This window comes from Zestomonas ipomoeae, assembly GCF_057128665.1.
On record NZ_JBSKHQ010000010.1, the window covers coordinates 43,606 to 61,513 of the forward strand.

General features: G+C 65.9%; 17 protein-coding genes. 6 read left to right on the forward strand and 11 right to left on the reverse strand.

Annotated elements, in window-relative coordinates; genetic code table 11:
- Positions 1–2 precede the first annotated feature (2 nt).
- From cysW to ACWKV7_RS12585, 4 genes are all read right to left on the reverse strand, one after another.
- On the reverse strand, positions 3–860 hold the full coding sequence (gene cysW / locus ACWKV7_RS12570; protein ID WP_483858015.1) for a sulfate ABC transporter permease subunit CysW: 858 nt from the start codon (positions 858–860) through the stop codon (positions 3–5).
- A gap of 9 nt (positions 861–869) precedes the next feature.
- On the reverse strand, positions 870–1,688 hold the full coding sequence (cysT, locus tag ACWKV7_RS12575; RefSeq protein ID WP_483858016.1) for a sulfate ABC transporter permease subunit CysT: 819 nt from the start codon (positions 1,686–1,688) through the stop codon (positions 870–872).
- Between the two features lie 96 nt (positions 1,689–1,784).
- The gene (locus ACWKV7_RS12580) at positions 1,785–2,783 is read right to left on the reverse strand and encodes a sulfate ABC transporter substrate-binding protein (RefSeq protein ID WP_483858017.1); all 999 of its coding nucleotides are present in this window, start codon (positions 2,781–2,783) and stop codon (positions 1,785–1,787) included.
- A gap of 192 nt (positions 2,784–2,975) precedes the next feature.
- Entirely contained in the window at positions 2,976–3,155 is a 180-nt protein-coding gene (locus ACWKV7_RS12585; RefSeq protein WP_483858018.1) for a DUF2292 domain-containing protein, read from the reverse strand.
- A 239-nt stretch (positions 3,156–3,394) separates the two neighbouring features.
- Here ACWKV7_RS12585 and ACWKV7_RS12590 point away from each other — a divergent pair, with 239 nt between their 5' ends.
- Positions 3,395–3,976: an RBBP9/YdeN family alpha/beta hydrolase gene (locus tag ACWKV7_RS12590; RefSeq protein ID WP_483858019.1), complete on the forward strand. Its 582-nt coding sequence runs from the start codon at positions 3,395–3,397 to the stop codon at positions 3,974–3,976.
- Positions 3,977–4,039: 63 nt separating this feature from the next.
- Here the strand turns inward: ACWKV7_RS12590 and tcyN are convergent, their stop codons facing one another.
- The 6 genes from tcyN to modA all read right to left on the reverse strand — a co-directional run bounded on the left by tcyN (position 4,040) and on the right by modA (position 9,017).
- On the reverse strand, positions 4,040–4,798 hold the full coding sequence (gene tcyN / locus ACWKV7_RS12595; protein ID WP_483858020.1) for an L-cystine ABC transporter ATP-binding protein TcyN: 759 nt from the start codon (positions 4,796–4,798) through the stop codon (positions 4,040–4,042).
- Entirely contained in the window at positions 4,795–5,463 is a 669-nt protein-coding gene (gene tcyL / locus ACWKV7_RS12600; RefSeq protein WP_483858021.1) for a cystine ABC transporter permease, read from the reverse strand. Before tcyL ends, tcyN begins: the two co-directional genes overlap by 4 nt.
- Positions 5,463–6,260: a cystine ABC transporter substrate-binding protein gene (gene tcyJ / locus ACWKV7_RS12605; protein WP_483858022.1), complete on the reverse strand. Its 798-nt coding sequence runs from the start codon at positions 6,258–6,260 to the stop codon at positions 5,463–5,465. Before tcyJ ends, tcyL begins: the two co-directional genes overlap by 1 nt.
- 118 nt (positions 6,261–6,378) lie before the next feature.
- Positions 6,379–7,467 carry a molybdenum ABC transporter ATP-binding protein gene (gene modC / locus ACWKV7_RS12610; RefSeq protein ID WP_483858023.1) on the reverse strand — a complete coding sequence of 363 codons (1,089 nt, stop codon included), beginning with the start codon at positions 7,465–7,467 and terminating at the stop codon, positions 6,379–6,381.
- Between the two features lie 2 nt (positions 7,468–7,469).
- Positions 7,470–8,150, reverse strand: a complete 681-nt coding sequence (modB, locus tag ACWKV7_RS12615; RefSeq protein WP_483858024.1) for a molybdate ABC transporter permease subunit — start codon at positions 8,148–8,150, stop codon at positions 7,470–7,472.
- Positions 8,151–8,261: 111 nt separating this feature from the next.
- Positions 8,262–9,017 (reverse strand): molybdate ABC transporter substrate-binding protein, encoded by a 756-nt coding sequence (gene modA, locus ACWKV7_RS12620; RefSeq protein WP_483858025.1) that lies wholly within the window; start codon positions 9,015–9,017, stop codon positions 8,262–8,264.
- Positions 9,018–9,313: 296 nt separating this feature from the next.
- On the opposite strand from modA, the gene hemB reads away from it, so the two are divergent.
- Positions 9,314–10,327, forward strand: coding sequence for a porphobilinogen synthase (gene hemB / locus ACWKV7_RS12625; RefSeq protein WP_483858026.1), 1,014 nt, complete (start codon positions 9,314–9,316; stop codon positions 10,325–10,327).
- A 15-nt stretch (positions 10,328–10,342) separates the two neighbouring features.
- On the forward strand, positions 10,343–12,526 hold the full coding sequence (ppk1, locus tag ACWKV7_RS12630; protein ID WP_483858027.1) for a polyphosphate kinase 1: 2,184 nt from the start codon (positions 10,343–10,345) through the stop codon (positions 12,524–12,526).
- Positions 12,527–12,678: 152 nt separating this feature from the next.
- Here ppk1 and ppx read toward each other — a convergent pair whose 3' ends face one another.
- A complete protein-coding gene (gene ppx / locus ACWKV7_RS12635; protein ID WP_483858028.1) occupies positions 12,679–14,181 on the reverse strand; it encodes an exopolyphosphatase in 1,503 nt (500 codons plus the stop codon).
- Between the two features lie 143 nt (positions 14,182–14,324).
- Between ppx and ACWKV7_RS12640 the strand changes: the two genes are divergently transcribed.
- The 3 genes from ACWKV7_RS12640 to rho all read left to right on the forward strand — a co-directional run bounded on the left by ACWKV7_RS12640 (position 14,325) and on the right by rho (position 17,863).
- Positions 14,325–15,881 carry a BCCT family transporter gene (locus ACWKV7_RS12640; RefSeq protein WP_483858029.1) on the forward strand — a complete coding sequence of 519 codons (1,557 nt, stop codon included), beginning with the start codon at positions 14,325–14,327 and terminating at the stop codon, positions 15,879–15,881.
- A gap of 161 nt (positions 15,882–16,042) precedes the next feature.
- Complete coding sequence (trxA, locus tag ACWKV7_RS12645) at positions 16,043–16,369, forward strand: thioredoxin TrxA (protein WP_483858030.1); 327 nt, start codon at positions 16,043–16,045, stop codon at positions 16,367–16,369.
- Positions 16,370–16,603: 234 nt separating this feature from the next.
- Positions 16,604–17,863: a transcription termination factor Rho gene (gene rho / locus ACWKV7_RS12650; RefSeq protein WP_483858031.1), complete on the forward strand. Its 1,260-nt coding sequence runs from the start codon at positions 16,604–16,606 to the stop codon at positions 17,861–17,863.
- Positions 17,864–17,908 lie beyond the last annotated feature (45 nt).

Here is a 17,908-nt window from a genome sequence, read left to right on the forward strand (position 1 = left end):
GTTCACTCCCCGCGGTTGGCATTCAGATGGCGCTCGCTCCACTGCTTGAGCAGCAGGATGCACAGCGCCAACAGCAGCAACAGGCTGGCGACGCTGAAGGCGGCGACGTGGTTGTATTCGTTGTAGAGGATCTCGACGTGCAGCGGCAGCGTGTTGGTGACCCCGCGGATATGCCCGGAGACCACCGACACCGCGCCGAACTCGCCCATGGCGCGGGCGGTGCAGAGCACCACGCCGTAGATCAGCCCCCAGCGGATGTTCGGTAGGGTGACATGCCGGAACATCTGCCAGCCGCTGGCGCCGAGCAGGCGCGCGGCCTCCTCTTCCTGCACGCCCTGTTCCTGCATCAGCGGGATCAGCTCGCGGGCGACGAAGGGCACGGTGACGAACAGGGTGGCGAGCACGATGCCCGGCACGGCGAAGAGGATCTGGATGTCGTGCTCGCGCAGCCAGGTGCCGAACCAGCCCTGGGCGCCGAACAACAGCACGTAGATCAGGCCGGCGATCACCGGCGACACCGAGAACGGCAGGTCGATCAGGGTGACCAGCAGGCTCTTGCCGTGGAATTCATACTTGCTCACGCACCAGGCGGCGGCCACGCCGAACAGCATGTTCAGCGGAACCGAGATGCCCACAGCGATCAGCGTAAGCTGCAGCGCGGCGATGGCGTCCGGCTCGAAGACCGCGCCGAAGAAGCCGCCGAGGCCCTGCTTCAACGCCTCGGCCAGCACCGCCAGCAACGGCAGCAGCAGGAACAGGGCGAACACCAGCCAGGCGCCGGCGATCAGCCCGACACGGCCCCAGGCGATCGTCCGCTGGCGCGGGCGGGTGGTCGTGGCCGGTAGTGTCAGTGTGGTCATCACGGCTCCTCAGGGGTGGGCGATGCGTCGCTGCAGCAGGTTGACCAGCAACAGCAGGAGAAAGGACACCGCCAGCATCAGCACGCCGATGGCAGTGGCGCCGGCGTAATCGTATTGGTCCAGCTTGACCATGATCAGTAGCGGCAGGATCTCGGTTTTCAGCGGCATGTTGCCGGCGATGAAGATCACCGAACCGTACTCGCCGACGCCCCGGGCGAAGGCCAGGGCGAAGCCGGTCAGCCAGGCCGGCAGCAGCGCCGGCAGCAACACGTGACGGCACACCTGCCAGGGCCTGGCCCCCAGGCAGGAGGCGGCCTCCTCGACTTCCCGAGGGATGTCGGCGAGCACCGGCTGCAGGGTCCGCACCACGAAGGGCAGGGTGACGAAGGTCAACGCCAGTGTGATGCCCAGCGGGGTATAGGCGACCTTGAGGCCCAACTCGGCGGTGATCCGTCCTACCGGCCCGGCCGGGGCGTACAGCGCCGTCAGGGCGATGCCGGCGACCGCGGTCGGCAGGGCGAACGGCAGGTCGATCATGGCGTCGATCAGCCCACGGCCGGGGAAGCGGTAGCGCACCAGCACCCAGGCCAGCAGGGTGCCGATCGCGCCGTTGAGCGCGGCTGCCAGCAACGCGCTGCCGACGCTCAGGCGCAGCGCCGCCAGCACGCGCGGCGCGGTGATCACGGCGATGAACTGCTCCCAGGTCAGCTGGGTCGTCTTGAGGAACAGGGCACCCAGGGGAATCAGCACCAACAGGCTGAGATACGCCAGGGTGTAGCCCAGCGTCAGCCCGAAGCCGGGGATGACCGGAGAAAGGCGGCGATTCATAGGACCTCAACGGCAAGCTTCTGGCTGCAAGCGACAAGTAGATGCGCGACGACAAGCCCGCTTGCAGCTTGTGGGCTTGTCGCTCGTGGCTGTTCTCTAATGGGCCTGGTAGATCTGGTCGAAGAGGCCGCCGTCGTCGAAGAACCTCGGTTGCGCCTGTTTCCAGCCGCCGAATTGCTGGTCGATGGTCACCAGCTTCAGCTGCGGGAACTGCTGGGCGAACTCGGCAGCGACCTTGGCGTCGCGCGGGCGATAGAAATGCTGCGCGGCGATGCGCTGGCCCTCCTCGCTGTAGAGGTAGCCCAGGTAGGCCTCGGCGACGTCGCGGGTGCCTCGTGCGTCGACGTTCGCGTCGACCACCGCCACTGGCGGCTCGGCGAGGATCGACAGGCTGGGTGCGACGACTTCGACGTGCTCGCCACCCTGTTCCTGCAGGGCCAGGAAGGCCTCGTTCTCCCAGGCCAGCAGCACGTCGCCAAGCTGGTTGTTGACGAAGGTGATGGTCGAGCCGCGGGCGCCGGTGTCCAGCACCGGCACGTTCCGGTAGAGCTTCTCGACGAAGGCCTTGGCCTGCTCCTCGCTACCGTAACGCTGCTGGGCGAAGGCCCAGGCGGCGAGGAAGTTCCAGCGCGCGCCACCAGAGGTCTTCGGGTTGGGAGTGATCACTTCCACACCGGGCTTGACCAGGTCGTCCCAGTCCTTGATGCCCTTCGGGTTGCCCTTGCGGACCAGGAACACGATGGTCGAGGTGTAGGGAGTGCTGGCCTGTGGCAGGCGGCTCTGCCAGTCCTCGGGGATCAGCCGGCCGAGCGAGTGCAGTTCGTCGATATCGCCGGCCAGGGCCAGGGTCACCACGTCGGCGCGCAACCCGTCGATCACCGCGCGGGCCTGCTTGCCGGAGCCACCATGGGATTGCCGCACGGTGACCGGCGGGTGGCCGCCGGCCTGCCAGTGCCGGGTGAACGCGGCATTGAACGCCTGGTACAGCTCGCGGGTGGGATCGTAGGAAACGTTGAGGATTTCCGTCGCGGCCAGTGCGGGCGCGGCGAACCAGGCACTGGCCAGGGCGGCCAGGGCGAAACGGCGAATGGACATGTGGGGCTCCAGGGGGCGTGCGCAACTCGCACGCGAAAGACGAATGGAAACGGGCGGTCTGGGACGTTCAGCGGCACATTCGCCAGCGACATCGGCGGTGTCGTACTCGGAGCGGTTCGAGGTGCGTGGTCATGCTCGTGGTCTCGGTCTCATGCAGCACGCCCTCTGGTGGTCCAGTCGGGACGGGGAGGTTCAGGCCTGCTTGGCGTTGGGCGGCAGGCGGAATTTTTCTTTGCGTTCGATCTGCACGACCTGGCCGTTGTGCACGGTGATTTCCACCGAGCCGTAGCGCAGGCCCAGCAGGGCGTCTTGGATTTCCTGCCAGGCGCGGCCGTGATCCGGAGCCGCCGGGTTCGGCAAGGGGGTGCTCATGGTTAGCTCCTGATGTCGGCTGCCGTTTCGGGCGGAATGGAGCGGATGGTAGGCGGGGACTTTTATTCTTTAAAATACTATTTAAGAATTTTTATATAACCAAAACACTTCATGAGCGATTGCAGGCACGCGCTACTTGTCGAGACAAAAAATGAATAAGCAAAGAATTTCTTATTCCTTCATGTCCTTCCTTTGGCCTGCCTACACTGCGCGCCATTGTCATTCCGGGAGAAGCGCTCATGGGCGATGAAGCGATCCGTTACCTGATGGTGCCTGGCTGGCAGGGCTCGCCGGAGCAGCATTGGCAGAGCCACTGGCAGCGAAACCTGCCGAACGCCGCGCGAGTGGAGCAGGCCGACTGGTTCGCTCCGTGCCGCGAGCGATGGGTCGGTCGCCTGCAGCAGGCGCTGCTCGCCGATCCGCGGCCGGTCATGCTGATCGCCCATAGCCTGGGCTGCGTCACTATCGCCCACTGGGCCGCGCAGGCACCGGCCGAGGTGCTGCGGCGGGTGCGCGGTGCCTTGCTGGTGGCGCCGGCGGACGTCGAGCGGCCGGATTGCCCGGCCGCGCTGCGCAACTTCGCACCGATCCCGCGCCAGCCGTTGCCCTTCGCCAGCCTGCTGGTCGGTTCGGACAACGACCCCGCGGCCAGCGCCGCCCGCGCGCGGGCGATGGCCGCGGACTGGGGCGCCGAGGCAAGCATCCTGCCGGGTGCCGGGCATATCAACGTGCAGTCCGGCCATCGTCGCTGGGAACAGGGCTTCGCCTACCTCTATCGGTTGCAAAGCCGCGGCGAGCGGCTGGGGCGGCACAGCGCCTGAGCCGTTCGCGCCGGGTTTCCCACGGAAATCGCCGAGCCCGCCCGGTGAAGGCGGGCGCTACCGTTACTCGAATCCGGCAGGTTGCCGCTGCATGCCGAGAAACTGCCGGGTACGCGCTTCGCGGGGCGCGTCGAACAGCTGGCGGGCCTCGCCCTGCTCGATGATCGCCCCGCCATCCATGAAGATCGCCCGGTTGGCCACGTCGCGGGCGAAGTTCATTTCGTGGGTGACGATGATCATGGTGCGGCCTTCCTCGGCGAGGCCGCGAATGGTCGCCAGCACTTCGCCGACCAATTCCGGGTCCAGCGCCGAGGTGGGCTCGTCGAACAGGATGACCTGCGGCTCCATCGCCAGCGCCCGGGCGATCGCCACGCGCTGTTGCTGCCCGCCGGAGAGGCGCTTGGGGTAGGCGTCCTCCTTGCCCGCCAGGCCGACCTTGGCCAGCAGCGCGAGCCCGCGCTCGGTCGCCGTGCGCCGCGCCTCTTTCTTCACGTACACCGGCCCTTCGATGACGTTCTCCAGGGCGGTGCGGTGGGGGAACAGGTTGAAGTTCTGGAAGACGAAGCCGACCTGCTGGCGCAACTTGCCGGCCATTCCGCGCTGCGCGGCGAAGGGGCGGTCGGCGTCGATCTCGATGTCGCCGATGCGGATGCTCCCGCCGTCGGGCTGCTCCAGCAGATTGAGGCAACGCAGCAGGGTGGTCTTGCCCGAGCCGCTGGGGCCGATGATGGCCACCACCTCGCCGGGTTGCACATCGAGGTCGATGCCCTGGAGCACGGGCTGGCCGTCGAAGGCTTTGCTCAGGTTGCGTAGGGAGATCATCGGGCGTCCTGTTCGTGTTGGTTGACCCGGGCTTCCAGGCGTCCCTGGAAATGCGCCAGCAGCGTGGCGAGCAGCCAGTAGATCAGCGCCGCGGCCAGGTACAGGGTGAAGATTTCGAAGGTGCGCGCGGTAATCAGCTGCGCCTGGCGGAACAGCTCGGGGACCTGGATGGTGGCGGCCAGCGCGGTGTCCTTGACCAGCGAGATGAAGCTGTTGCCCAGCGGCGGCAGCGCGGTACGCGCGGCCTGCGGCAGGATCGCGCGGCGCAGCGTCAGCATGCGCCCCATGCCGATGCTGGCCGCGGCTTCCCACTGGCCGCGGTCGATGGAGGCGATGGCGGCGCGCAGGATCTCCGAGGTGTAGGCGGCCATGTTCAGCGAGAAGCCGATCAGCGCCGCCGGCAGCGGCTCCAGCTGGATGCCCAGTTGCGGCAGGCCGTAATAGATCATGAACAGTTGCACCAGTAGCGGCGTGCCGCGGAAGAACGACACGTAGACCCGCGCCAGGCCGCGCAGCGCGGCGACGCCATAGAGCCGCGCGAGGGCCAGGACGAAACCGAGCAGCAACCCGAAGGACATGCCGCCCAGGCTGAGGAGCACCGTGTAGAGCGCGCCCTTGAGCAGGAAGGGCGCGGAGTCCAGGGCGAGCTGCAGGCCGGCTTCCATCAGCGGGTCACATCAGCCTGGAACCATTTCTCGGACAGCCGCTGCAAGGTGCCGTCAGCGCGCAGCCGGTCGATGGCGGCGTCGATGGCGGCCAGCAGCTGCGGGTTGCCCTTGCGCAGGGCCACGCCGGCTTCCTGGCGGGAGAACGGTTCGCCAGCCACCGCCAGCGTGCCGCCGGTCTTGGCGATCAGTTCATGGGCGGCGAGGCGGTCGGTGAGGATCGCATCGAGGCGGCCGACACGCAGGTCCTGGTACTTGGTGGCATCGTCGTCGTAGGTGCGGATGTCCGCCTGCGGTACGTGCTCCTGCAGCCACTGTTCGTAGTTGGTGCCCAGGCCGACGCCGACCTTCTTGCCGGCCAGGTCCTGCGCATCATGGATGGCGTCCTGCTCGCCCTGGCGGGTCAGCGCCTGGATGCCGGAGACGGTATAGGGCGTGGAGAAGTCGTACTTCTGGCGGCGCTCGTCGGAGATCGTCACCTGATTGATCACCACGTCCAGGCGCTTGGATTCCAGGGCGGCGAGCATGCCGTCCCACTTGGTCGGCTGGAATTCGGCCTCGACTCCCAGCTCCTTGGCCAGCGCCCGGGCGAACTCCACTTCGAAGCCGGTGAGCGTGCCGTGCTCGTCCTGGTAGTTGAAGGGCGGATAGGTGCCCTCCAGGCCGATCTTGATGCTGCCGCGCTGTTCGATCTGCTCGAGCAGGCCGGCGGCACTGGCGACGCCGCTGCAGGCGAGCGTGACGGCGGCAATCAGTCCGAGCGACAACAGGGGACGGCGAAACGCGGTGAAGGTCATGGCAAGTCTCCAGGGGCGATGCAAAGTCACGGGCACTATAGAAGGAGACCGTTTATTCATTGAAATAGTTAAAAATAAGCGTCTTATTCAATCGCCGAATAAGGTGGCGCGCCCTGGCTCAGGCCAGCAGCGCCACCGCCTTGATCTGCGCCCAGAGCGACTGGCCGGGATGCAGGCCGAGCCGGTCCCGCGAGTAGCGGGTGATGCGCGCCAGCAACGGGCTGCCGTCGGCGTCCAGGCGCACCAGCACATGGGCCGGATGCTCGGCGGCGGCCTCGGCCACCACGCGCACCGGCAGCAGATTGAGAATGCTGGTATGGGCCTGGGGTTCCAGCGTCAGGCTGAGATCGCGAGCCTGGATCTTGCAGCGCAGCCTGCGGCCGATGGGCAGCGGGCCTTGGGGGACGCGCAGACTGAGGCCGGCGTCGCCCGGCAGCTCCAGGCGCAGCAACTGGTAGTCCGCATCGTAGGCCGCGACCCGACCCTCCAGCACCACTCCGGCGTCCTCGCCCAGGGCACTGGGCAGGTCGAGGCGCGCCAGGGTTTCGCCCACCGGGCCGCTGGCGAGGACGCGGCCGTCGTCCAGCAGCACCAGGTGGTCGGCCAGCCGGGCCACCTCGTCGGGGGCGTGGCTGACATACAGCAGCGGAACATCCAGCTCGTCATGCAGGCGTTCGAGGTACGGCAGGATTTCCCGCTTGCGCGGCAGGTCCAGGGCCGCCAGCGGCTCGTCCATCAGAAGCAGGCGCGGCGCCACCGCCAGCGCGCGGGCGATGGCCACGCGCTGGCGCTCGCCACCGGAAAGACCCTGCGGGCGACGCTCCAGCAGCGGTCGGATGCCGAGCAGATCGATGGCCTGCTCGAGGGCGCCGGACGGTGCCGCCTTGGTGCGCTTGAGGCCGTAGCGCAGGTTGTCCAGCACGCTGAGATGGGGAAACAGGCTGGCTTCCTGGAACACGTAGCCGAGCGGCCGCTGGTGCGGCGGCAGCCAGGTGTCGGCGTCCTGCCAGGTTTCCCCGCGAAAGCGCAGCACCCCGCCGGGCACGCGCTCCAGCCCGGCGATGCAGCGCAGCAGGCTGGTCTTGCCGGAACCGGACGCGCCGAACAGCGCGGTCACGCCGCGGCCGGGCAAATCGAGGTCGACGTCCAGGGCGAACCTGCCGTGGCACAGGCGAAAGCGCGCGAGGATGGGTTGCTCGCTGGCCATGCTCAACTCCAAGTGACCGCCGGGCGCCGGCGCGAGTAGAGCGCCAGCAGCACCACGAAGGAGAACAGCAGCATGCCACCGGCCAGCCAGTGCGCCTGGTCGTACTTGATGGCCTCGACATGATCGAAGATCTGCACCGATACCACCCGCGTCTTGTCCTGGATGTTGCCGCCGATCATCAGCACCACGCCGAACTCGCCAACGGTATGGGCGAATCCCAGCACGGCGGCATGCAGGAAGCCGCGCCGCGACAGCGGCAGCACCACGCTGAAGAAGGCATCCAGCGGCGAGGCGCGCAAGGTGGCGGCGACTTCCAGCGGTCGCTGGCCGATGGCTTCGAAGGCGTTCTGCAGCGGCTGCACGACGAAGGGCATCGAATACAGCACCGAAGCCACCACCAGCCCGGCGAAGGTGAAGGGCAGGGTGCCGAGGCCGAGGCTCTGCGTCAGCTGGCCGATCCAGCCGTGCGGCCCCATGGCCACCAGCAGGTAGAAGCCGAGCACGGTCGGCGGCAGCACCAGCGGCAGCGCCACCAGGGCGGCGACCGGCGCTTTCCACCAGGCGCGGCTGCGTGCCAGCCACCAGGCGATGGGCGTGCCGATCAGCAGCAGGATCAGGGTGGTCAGGCCGGCCAGTTGCAAGGTCAGCCAGATGGCGGCGAAGTCGCTACTGCTCAGAGGCATCGAGACATCTCGAAAGGCGGTTGGGGTGCAGCTTCGCTCATTTCGCGGCGAGCCGACAGGCCGTTCGCCAGGCACCCGCCCGCGACGCGGCAGGCGGGCAGCTGGCTGCGCTCAGAAGCTGTAGCCGTAGGATTCGATGACGGCCCTGGCTTGCGGCGTCTTCAGGTATTCCACCAGTGCGGTCGCCGCCGGATTATCGATGGCGGGGGTGAGCACCACGCCATCCTGGCGAATCGGCGTATACAGCTCGCCTGGCACTATCCAGGCCGATCCGTCGGCGAGCTTGCCGTCCCGGGATATCTGCGAGAGCGCCACGAAGCCCAGCTTGGCGTTGCCGGAGGAGATGAACTGGTAGGCCTGGGTGATGTTCTGTCCTTCCACCAGCTTGCCGCGCAGGTGCTGGGTCAGGCCCAGCTTGTCGATGACCTCGGTGGCGGCCAGGCCGTAGGGCGCGGTTTCCGGATTGGCGATGGCCAGGTGCTCGAAGTCGTCGCGCTCGAGCACGTCGCCTTCGTCGTCCACGTAGCCGGGCTCCGGCGACCAGAGCGCCAGGGCACCGATGGCATAGGTGAAGCGCGTGCCGAGCACGGCCTGGCCTTGCTCTTCGAGCATCGCCGGGGTGCGGCTATCGGCGGCGAGGAAGACGTCATAGGGCGCGCCGTTCCTGATCTGGGCGTAGAAGTGCCCGGTGGACCCGAAGGATGCCCGGACTTTATGCCCAGTGTTCTTTTCGAAGGCATCGGCCAGGGCCTGGAAGGGCGCGGAGAAGTTCGACGCGACGGCGATCTGGACGTCCTCGGCCTGGCTGACGGCGGCGTGCGCGACCAGCAGCAGGCTGGCGGCGATGCGGGAGACGAAACGAGTCATGGCAGGGCTCCAATAGTTGCGGACAGCATGTTGACCGCAGGGAGCGGCGTGCTTTCGCTGTATAGAAAACTATATAGCGTATGGTTCAACGAAGTCACGCCGAAATGACGAGGCCTGCTACGAGAAAATCATGACGCAGGACTGGCCGTCGCAGGCGAGGCTGGCGACAATGGGCCGCATTGCCCAGGCGCTGCGACGAGCCGTCGCAGCGTCGGCCGGCGGTGTCATCTTTTGGTCATAATGCTGGCTTATACCTGTCACATTGCGCCCGCCTGATCGGGCTCCTGGAGTGCTACGTGAGCTTTACTCCCGCCAATCGCCTGTTTCCCTCCACCCGCCTGCGCCGCAACCGCCGCGACGACTTTTCCCGTCGCCTGGTGCGCGAGAATCAACTGACCGCCAATGACCTGATCCTGCCGGTGTTCGTGCTCGACGGCGAGAATCGCCGCGAGGCCGTGCCGTCGATGCCCGGGGTCGAGCGGCTGTCTATCGATCTGTTGCTGGAAGAAGCCGCCGCATGCGTGGAGCTGGGCATCCCGGCGTTGGCGCTGTTTCCGGTGACGCCGCTGGAGAAGAAGTCCCTGGATGCTGCCGAAGCCTGGAACCCGGACGGCATCGCCCAGCGCGCCACCCGTGCCCTGCGCGAGCGCTTCCCCGAGCTGGGGGTGATCACCGACGTGGCGCTCGACCCCTTCACCACCCACGGGCAGGACGGCATTCTCGACGACGACGGCTACGTGCAGAACGACGTGACCATCGACGCGCTGGTCAAGCAGGCGCTGTCCCATGCCGCCGCCGGTGTCCAGGTGGTGGCGCCGTCGGACATGATGGACGGCCGCGTGCAAGCGATCCGCGAGGCGCTGGAGCTGGCCGACCATCCCAACGTGCGCATCATGGCCTACTCGGCCAAGTACGCCAGCGCCTACTACGGGCCGTTCCGCGATGCGGTGGGCTCGGCGGCGAATCTCGGCAAGGGCAACAAGGCCACCTACCAGATGGACCCGGCCAACGGCAACGAGGCGTTACACGAAGTCGCGGCCGACCTCGCCGAAGGCGCCGACATGGTCATGGTCAAGCCGGGCATGCCCTACCTCGACATCGTCTGGCGGGTGAAGGAAGAATTCCGCGTACCGACCTTCGCCTACCAGGTCAGCGGCGAATACGCCATGCACATGGCGGCGATCCAGAACGGCTGGCTGTCCGAGGCTGTCATTCTCGAATCGCTCACCGCCTTCAAGCGCGCCGGCGCGGATGGCATCCTCACCTATTTCGCCAAACGTGCGGCGCAACTGCTAAAACAGGGGCAATAGCCCCGGGAAGAACCGATGAACACCGAAGGACCCCGCGACAGCGAATTGCTCGAAGCCCAGCCGACCGAGGAAGCGGTGGTGGAGACGCCGCCGCCGGTGGAGCCCCCACCGCCGCCTCCGCCGGTGCCGGGCCTGGACGACAGCAGCCTGTACATCCACCGCGAGCTGTCGCAGCTGCAGTTCAACATCCGCGTGCTGGAGCAGGCGCTGGACGAGTCCTACCCGTTGCTGGAGCGGCTGAAATTCCTGCTGATCTTCTCCAGCAACCTGGACGAGTTCTTCGAGATCCGCGTCGCCGGCCTGAAGAAGCAGATCAACTTCGCCCGCGAACAGGCCGGTGCCGACGGCCTGCAGCCGCACCAGGCGCTGTCGCGCATCAGCGAGCTGGTGCATGAGCAGGTCACCCGCCAGTACGCCATTCTCAACGATGTGCTGCTGCCGGAGCTGGCCAAGCACCAGATCAACTTCATTCGCCGACGCCACTGGACGCCCAAGCTGAAGACCTGGGTGCGCCGCTATTTCCGCGACGAGATCGCCCCCATCGTCACGCCCATCGGTCTCGATCCGACCCACCCGTTCCCGCTGCTGGTGAACAAGAGCCTGAACTTCATCGTCGAGCTCGAGGGGGTGGACGCCTTCGGTCGCGACTCCGGCCTGGCGATCATCCCGGCGCCGCGCCTGCTGCCGCGCATCATCCGCGTACCGGACGACGTCAGTGGTGCCGGCGACAACTACGTGTTCCTCTCGTCGATGATCCACGCCCATGCCGACGACCTGTTCCAGGGCATGAAGGTCAAAGGCTGCTATCAGTTCCGCCTGACCCGCAACGCCGACCTGGCGGTGGACACCGAGGACGTCGAGGACCTGGCCCGCGCCCTGCGCGGCGAGCTGTTCTCCCGTCGCTACGGCGATGCGGTGCGCCTGGAGGTGGCCGACACCTGCCCGAAGCACCTCTCCGACTACCTGCTCAAGCAGTTCACCCTGAGCGAGAGCGAGCTGTACCAGGTCAACGGTCCGGTCAACCTGACCCGTCTGTTCAGCATCACCGGCCTGGATAGCCATCCGGAACTGCAGTACGCCCCGTTCACCCCGGTAATTCCCAAGCTGCTGCAGAACAGCGACAACCTGTTCAACGTGGTCGGCAAGCAGGACATCCTGCTGATGCACCCGTTCGAGTCGTTCACGCCGGTGGTCGACCTGCTGCGCCAGGCGGCCAAGGACCCCCACGTGCTGGCGATCAAGCAGACGCTCTACCGTTCCGGGGCGAATTCGGAAATCGTCGATGCCCTGGTGGAGGCGGCGCGCAACGGCAAGGAAGTCACCGCGGTGATCGAGCTGCGCGCGCGCTTCGACGAGGAGTCCAACCTGGCCCTGGCCAGCCGCCTGCAGGCGGCCGGCGCGGTGGTGATCTATGGCGTGGTCGGCTTCAAGACTCACGCCAAGATGATGCTGATCCTGCGCCGCGAGAATGGCGAACTGGTGCGCTATGCCCACCTCGGCACCGGCAACTACCACGCCGGCAATGCCCGCCTGTACACCGACTACAGCCTGCTGACCTCGGACGATGCACTCTGCGAGGACGTCTCCAAGCTGTTCAGCCAGCTCATCGGCATGGGCAAGACGCTGCGCATGAAGAAGCTGCTGCACGCGCCCTTCACCCTGAAGAAGGGCATTCTCGACATGATCGCCAAGGAGACCTTGCACGCCAGCGAAGGCAAGCCGGCGCACATCATGGCCAAGGTCAATTCGCTGACCGACCCGAAGATCATCCGCGCGCTGTACAAGGCCAGCCAGGCCGGCGTGAAGATCGACCTGGTGGTGCGCGGCATGTGCTGCCTGCGCCCGGGCGTTCCGGGTGTCTCGCACAATATCCAGGTGCGTTCGATCATCGGCCGCTTCCTCGAGCACAGCCGCATCTACTACTTCCTCAATGGCGGCGACGAGAAGCTCTACCTGTCCAGCGCCGACTGGATGGAGCGCAACCTCGACAAGCGCGTCGAGACCTGCTTCCCGGTGGAAGGCAAGAAACTGGTGCTGCGGGTGAAGAAGGAGCTGGAGGCCTATCTCACCGACAACACCCAGAGCTGGGTGCTGCAGCCAGACGGTCGCTACGTGCGCATCAGCCCCACCGGCAACCAGAACTCACGCAACGTGCAGGCGACCCTGCTGGAAAAACTGGCCAGCCCGCTGCCGCGCTGACGCCCAACGGGAGGTGCGTCTACCATCCCTGGCGACAGATACGTGACTTGTTGGGCTTCGCTTCGCTCAACCACAACCTGCACGCTGGGCAGGCGACTTTCGTAGGTTGCGGTTGAGGCGCGCAGCGCCGAAGCCCAGCGGTGGGGCGATGGTCATCGCGCCGTGAGGCTGAAGCCGATGCGCTTCAGCCATTCCGCTTCCTGGGCGAAATCGGCCTGGGTCAGCGGATTGGCCTCCAGCCAGCCCTTGGGGAACTCCAGGTCCAGACTCTGCTCGCCGGCACTCAGGCGCACCTGGGGCATTTCCTGGGTGCCGCGGATATGGTGGAACAGGATGGCAAAGCGCAGCAGCACGCACAGGCGGATCAGCTTGGCGCCGTCGTCGCCGAAGTCGGCGAACTTGTCCTGGGGAATGTTGCGTCGATGGCCACGCACCAGAAGGGCGAGCATCTGCTGGTCCTGGCGCGAGAAGCCAGGCAGGTCGGAATGTTCGATCAGGTAGGCGCCGTGCTTGTGATAGTGGTAGTGGGCGATGTCCAGGCCGATCTCATGCACCCGCGCGGCCCAGCTCAGCAACTCGCGGTGCCAGTTGTCCTCCAGGTCCCAGGCGGCCGCCACCTTGTCCAGTGCCGCCAGCGCCTTGGCTTCGACACGCGCGGCCTGTTCCTGGTCGACATGGTAGCGCTCCATCAGTGCACCGAGGGTGCGTTCGCGCACGTCCTCATGGTGATGGCGGCCGAGCAGGTCATAGAGCACGCCTTCGCGCAGTGCGCCCTCGGAATGGTTCATGCGCTGGAGCTCCAGCGCGTCGAAGATCGCCTCGAGAATTGCCAGGCCGGCGGGAAAAATCGCCCGGCGGTCCGGCTTTACCCCGTCGAGGTCGAGTTTGTCCACGTCGCCCAGCTTGAGCACCTTGCGCTTGAGCCAGGCCAGGCCCTCCGCGGTGACCTCGCCATTGCCGTGGCCGCCACCCTTGATCGCCAGGCCGACCGCGCGAATGGTGCCGGAGGCGCCGACCGCTTCCTGCCAGCCGAGCCGGCGCAGGCTCTGCTCGATGCTCATCAGCTCCAGGCGGGCGGCGGTGTAGGCCTGGGCGTAGCGCGCGGCGGTGATCTTGCCGTCGCGGAAGAACCGCCGGGTGTAGCTGACGCAGCCCATCTGCAGGCTTTCCCGCAGTTGCGACTCGAAGCGCTGGCCGATGATGAATTCGGTGCTGCCGCCGCCGATATCCGCCACCAGGCGCCGGCCGGGAGTATCGGCAAGGGTATGGGAGACACCCAGGTAGATCAGCCGAGCTTCCTCGCGCCCGGAAATGACCTCCACCGGATGGCCGAGGATGGCCTCGGCACGGCGGATGAACTCGGCGCTGTTGTAGGCCTCGCGCAGTGCGTTGGTGCCGACGATGCGCACCGCTCCCTGGGGCAGGCCGCCGATCAGCTGGGCGAAGCGCCGCAGGCAGTCGAGGCCGCGCAGAATCGCGTCTTCGCTGAGCAACCGCTCGTCATTGATGCCGGCGGCGAGCTGGACCTTCTCGCCCAGGCGCTCGAGGATGCGGATCTCGCCCTGGTCGAGTTTGGCCAGGACCATATGGAAACTGTTCGAGCCGAGGTCGATGGCGGCGATCAGGGAAAAGCTCTCGGCGGCTGGTGTCGGCATGGTCCAACGTCTCGGTACTGAACCGCGCCATCCTGCCACGATAAGGCGGCATCGCCAATGTGAATGCTGGTACTAGCGTGCCAAGTGACGCCTGCAAGCTTGTGGCATAATAGAGCGCCGCAATCAGACTAGAGGATGACGATATGTCTGCTCAATTGGAGCAACCCATCTGGCGGCGCTTGGGCCTATCCATCAACGCGCCGGTGTTTTTCGGTTCGGTGATGCTGATAGGCGCGTTCGTCCTGATCACCCTGTTCAACCTGGAGGCCAGCGATGCGGCCTTCGCCACCATCAAGAACTGGATCACTCACAATTTCGGCTGGTTCTTCATTCTCAGCGTGCAAGTGTTCCTGCTGTTCGCCCTGTACCTGGCCCTGAGCCGTTTCGCCCATGTACGTCTGGGCGGTGCCGAGGCCAGGCCGGACTACAAGTTCCCCACCTGGTTCGCCATGCTGTTCGCCGCCGGCATGGGCATCGGCCTGGTGTTCTGGAGCGTTGCCGAGCCGATCTATCACTTCGCTTCGCCGCCGATGATCGAGGGACACTCGGTGCAGGCGGCGCAGCGCGCCATGGAACTCACCTTCCTGCACTGGGGCCTGCATGCCTGGGGCGTGTACGCGTTGGTGGGGCTGTCGCTGGCCTACTTCTCATTCAATCGCGGCTTGCCGCTGACCATTCGCTCGGCGTTCCAGCCGCTGCTGGGCGAGCGCATCAACGGCCCCCTCGGACATCTGATCGACATCGTCGCGGTGGTCGCCACCCTGTTCGGCATCGCCACCTCCCTGGGCCTCGGCGTCAGCCAGGTAGCCGCCGGCCTGGAGCGGGTGTTCGGCGTGGTCGGCGATACCACGCTGAAGCTCTGGCTGATCGCTGGCATCACCGGCCTGGCCACGTTGTCCGTGACGCTGGGCCTGGACAAGGGCATCAAGTGGCTCTCCGAAATCAACCTGTGGGCGGCGCTCGGCATGCTGCTGTTCATCATCCTGCTGGGGCCGACGCTGTTCATTCTCTCCGGGCTGGTGCAGCACACCGGTCAGTACCTGCAGGACCTGCTGAGCCTGAGTTCCTGGACGGCGGCCTATCGCCCGGAGTCCGGCTGGCAGTCGTCGTGGACGGTGTTCTACTGGGCCTGGTGGATTTCCTGGTCGCCGTTCGTGGGCCTGTTCATCGCGCGCATCTCCCGGGGCCGCACATTGCGCGAGTTCGTACTCGGCGTGTTGCTGGTGCCGACACTGCTGACCTTCATCTGGCTTACCAGCTTCGGTGGCGCGGCGCTGTATGAAGAGCTGTTCGGCGGCGGCGGCATCGAGGCGGCGGTGAATGCCAATGTGGCCACGGCGTTCTTCGCCCTGCTGGAGAAGTACCCGTTGGCGGACGTCACCAGCGTGCTGGCGATCCTGCTGGTGGTGGTGTTCTTCGTCACCAGTTCCGACTCCGGCTCGCTGGTGATCGACACCATCACCGCCGGCGGTCGCCTCGATGCGCCGGTCGGCCAGCGCATCTTCTGGGCGGCCAGCGAAGGCGTGGTGGCTGCCGTGCTGCTGCTCGGCGGCGGCCTGGGAGCGCTGCAGACCGCCGCCATCAGCAGCGGTCTGCCGTTCGCGCTGATCCTCTGGCTGATGATGTTCAGCCTGCACAAGGCGCTGCGCGAGGATTTGCCGGCGCCGAAGTTGAACAGCACATTGCACCGGCCGGTCTAGAGTAAGGTGATCGGTGCCGGCGGGCGTTTGGCGGCCGGCACGCGATCATTGCCTTTTTCGACGGGTAGCCATAGCCAGGCTCAATCGTCCGCGGCTTCCGGTGGCGGACAAGCCGGGCTATGATGGCGGCCACTTTTTGCTTCCGACCACGGAGACTATCCATGAGCGAGTTCATCACCAACGTCACCGACGCCAGTTTCGAGCAGGACGTGCTCCAGGCCGAGGGTGCGGTACTGGTCGACTACTGGGCCGAATGGTGCGGCCCGTGCAAGATGATCGCCCCGGTGCTCGATGAGATCGCTAAGGACTATCAGGGCAAGCTGAAGGTCTGCAAGCTGAACATCGACGAGAACCAGGACACCCCGCCGAAGTACGGCGTGCGCGGTATCCCGACCCTGATGCTGTTCAAGAACGGCAACATCGAAGCGACCAAGGTCGGCGCGCTGTCCAAGTCGCAACTGGCTGCCTTCCTCGACAGCAATATCTGATTGCTGCGATGCGCCAAAGCCCCGCAAATTGCGGGGCTTTTTTTCGGCCATCGCACTAGACGCTCCGCTACACCGGTGTTACATTCGGCCTCGCGACGATTCCTTCGTTGCCCTCTGCATGCCGTCGCCGACGCATTCCTACTCGAATAAGTACAGCGATCCAGTCGCCATTCTCTGCGGCGCGGCCTCCCAAGCTCAATGCTTGCTCCAACCCCCTCGTACTTACGTCAATCTATGAATCTGACCGAACTCAAGCAAAAGCCGATTACCGAACTGCTGGAAATGGCCGAACAGATGGGCCTGGAGAACATGGCCCGTTCGCGCAAGCAGGACGTGATTTTCTCCCTGCTCAAGAAGCACGCGAAAAGCGGCGAGGAAATCTCCGGTGACGGCGTGCTGGAGATTCTCCAGGACGGCTTCGGCTTCCTGCGCTCCGCGGACTCCTCCTACCTGGCCGGTCCGGATGACATCTACGTCTCGCCGAGCCAGATCCGCCGCTTCAACCTGCGTACCGGCGATACCATCGTCGGCAAGATCCGCCCGCCGAAGGAAGGCGAGCGCTACTTCGCGCTGCTCAAGGTCGATACCATCAATTTCGACCGTCCGGAAAACGCGAAGAACAAGATCCTGTTCGAGAACCTGACCCCGCTGTTCCCCAACAAGCGCCTGGTCATGGAAGCCGGCAACGGCTCCACCGAAGACCTCACCGGTCGGGTTATCGACCTCTGCGCGCCGATCGGCAAGGGCCAGCGCGGCCTGATCGTCGCCCCGCCGAAAGCGGGCAAGACCATCATGCTGCAGAACATCGCGGCCAACATCACCCGCAACAACCCCGAGTGCCACCTGATCGTCCTGCTGATCGATGAGCGCCCGGAAGAAGTGACCGAGATGCAGCGCACCGTGCGCGGCGAAGTGGTCGCCTCCACCTTCGACGAGCCGCCGACCCGCCACGTGCAGGTCGCCGAGATGGTGATCGAGAAGGCCAAGCGCCTGGTCGAGCACAAGAAGGACGTGGTCATCCTGCTCGATTCCATCACCCGCCTGGCGCGTGCCTACAACACCGTGATCCCTAGCTCCGGCAAGGTGCTCACCGGTGGTGTCGACGCCCATGCCCTGGAGAAGCCCAAGCGCTTCTTCGGTGCTGCCCGTAACATCGAGGAAGGCGGCTCGCTGACCATCATCGCCACCGCGCTGGTCGAGACCGGCTCGAAGATGGACGAGGTGATCTACGAGGAATTCAAGGGCACCGGCAACATGGAACTGCCGCTGGACCGCCGCATCGCCGAGAAGCGCGTATTCCCGGCCATCAACATCAACCGTGCCGGTACCCGCCGCGAAGAGTTGCTGACCGCCGAGGACGAGCTGCAGCGCATGTGGATCCTGCGCAAGTTGCTGCACCCGATGGACGAGATCGCCGCCATCGAATTCCTCATCGACAAGCTCAAGGCGACCAAGACCAACGACGAGTTCTTCCAGTCGATGCGTCGCAAGTAAACGTGCCGAGCATGCCAACCAAGGCCGGGGAAACCCGGCCTTTGT

What these genes read in the sequence shown, in the direction of transcription:
- tcyN (WP_483858020.1), bottom strand. Translation starts at nt 4,798, where the DNA reads ATGATCTCCCTACGCAACCTGAGCAAAGCCTTCGACGGCCAGCCCGTG.
- tcyJ (WP_483858022.1), bottom strand. Translation starts at nt 6,260, where the DNA reads ATGACCTTCACCGCGTTTCGCCGTCCCCTGTTGTCGCTCGGACTGATT.
- ACWKV7_RS12590 (WP_483858019.1), top strand. Translation starts at nt 3,395, where the DNA reads ATGGGCGATGAAGCGATCCGTTACCTGATGGTGCCTGGCTGGCAGGGC.
- ppk1 (WP_483858027.1), top strand. Translation starts at nt 10,343, where the DNA reads ATGAACACCGAAGGACCCCGCGACAGCGAATTGCTCGAAGCCCAGCCG.
- modB (WP_483858024.1), bottom strand. Translation starts at nt 8,150, where the DNA reads ATGCCTCTGAGCAGTAGCGACTTCGCCGCCATCTGGCTGACCTTGCAA.
- ACWKV7_RS12640 (WP_483858029.1), top strand. Translation starts at nt 14,325, where the DNA reads ATGTCTGCTCAATTGGAGCAACCCATCTGGCGGCGCTTGGGCCTATCC.
- modC (WP_483858023.1), bottom strand. Translation starts at nt 7,467, where the DNA reads ATGGCCAGCGAGCAACCCATCCTCGCGCGCTTTCGCCTGTGCCACGGC.
- tcyL (WP_483858021.1), bottom strand. Translation starts at nt 5,463, where the DNA reads ATGGAAGCCGGCCTGCAGCTCGCCCTGGACTCCGCGCCCTTCCTGCTC.
- ppx (WP_483858028.1), bottom strand. Translation starts at nt 14,181, where the DNA reads ATGCCGACACCAGCCGCCGAGAGCTTTTCCCTGATCGCCGCCATCGAC.
- rho (WP_483858031.1), top strand. Translation starts at nt 16,604, where the DNA reads ATGAATCTGACCGAACTCAAGCAAAAGCCGATTACCGAACTGCTGGAA.
- cysW (WP_483858015.1), bottom strand. Translation starts at nt 860, where the DNA reads ATGACCACACTGACACTACCGGCCACGACCACCCGCCCGCGCCAGCGG.
- ACWKV7_RS12580 (WP_483858017.1), bottom strand. Translation starts at nt 2,783, where the DNA reads ATGTCCATTCGCCGTTTCGCCCTGGCCGCCCTGGCCAGTGCCTGGTTC.
- cysT (WP_483858016.1), bottom strand. Translation starts at nt 1,688, where the DNA reads ATGAATCGCCGCCTTTCTCCGGTCATCCCCGGCTTCGGGCTGACGCTG.
- trxA (WP_483858030.1), top strand. Translation starts at nt 16,043, where the DNA reads ATGAGCGAGTTCATCACCAACGTCACCGACGCCAGTTTCGAGCAGGAC.
- ACWKV7_RS12585 (WP_483858018.1), bottom strand. Translation starts at nt 3,155, where the DNA reads ATGAGCACCCCCTTGCCGAACCCGGCGGCTCCGGATCACGGCCGCGCC.
- modA (WP_483858025.1), bottom strand. Translation starts at nt 9,017, where the DNA reads ATGACTCGTTTCGTCTCCCGCATCGCCGCCAGCCTGCTGCTGGTCGCG.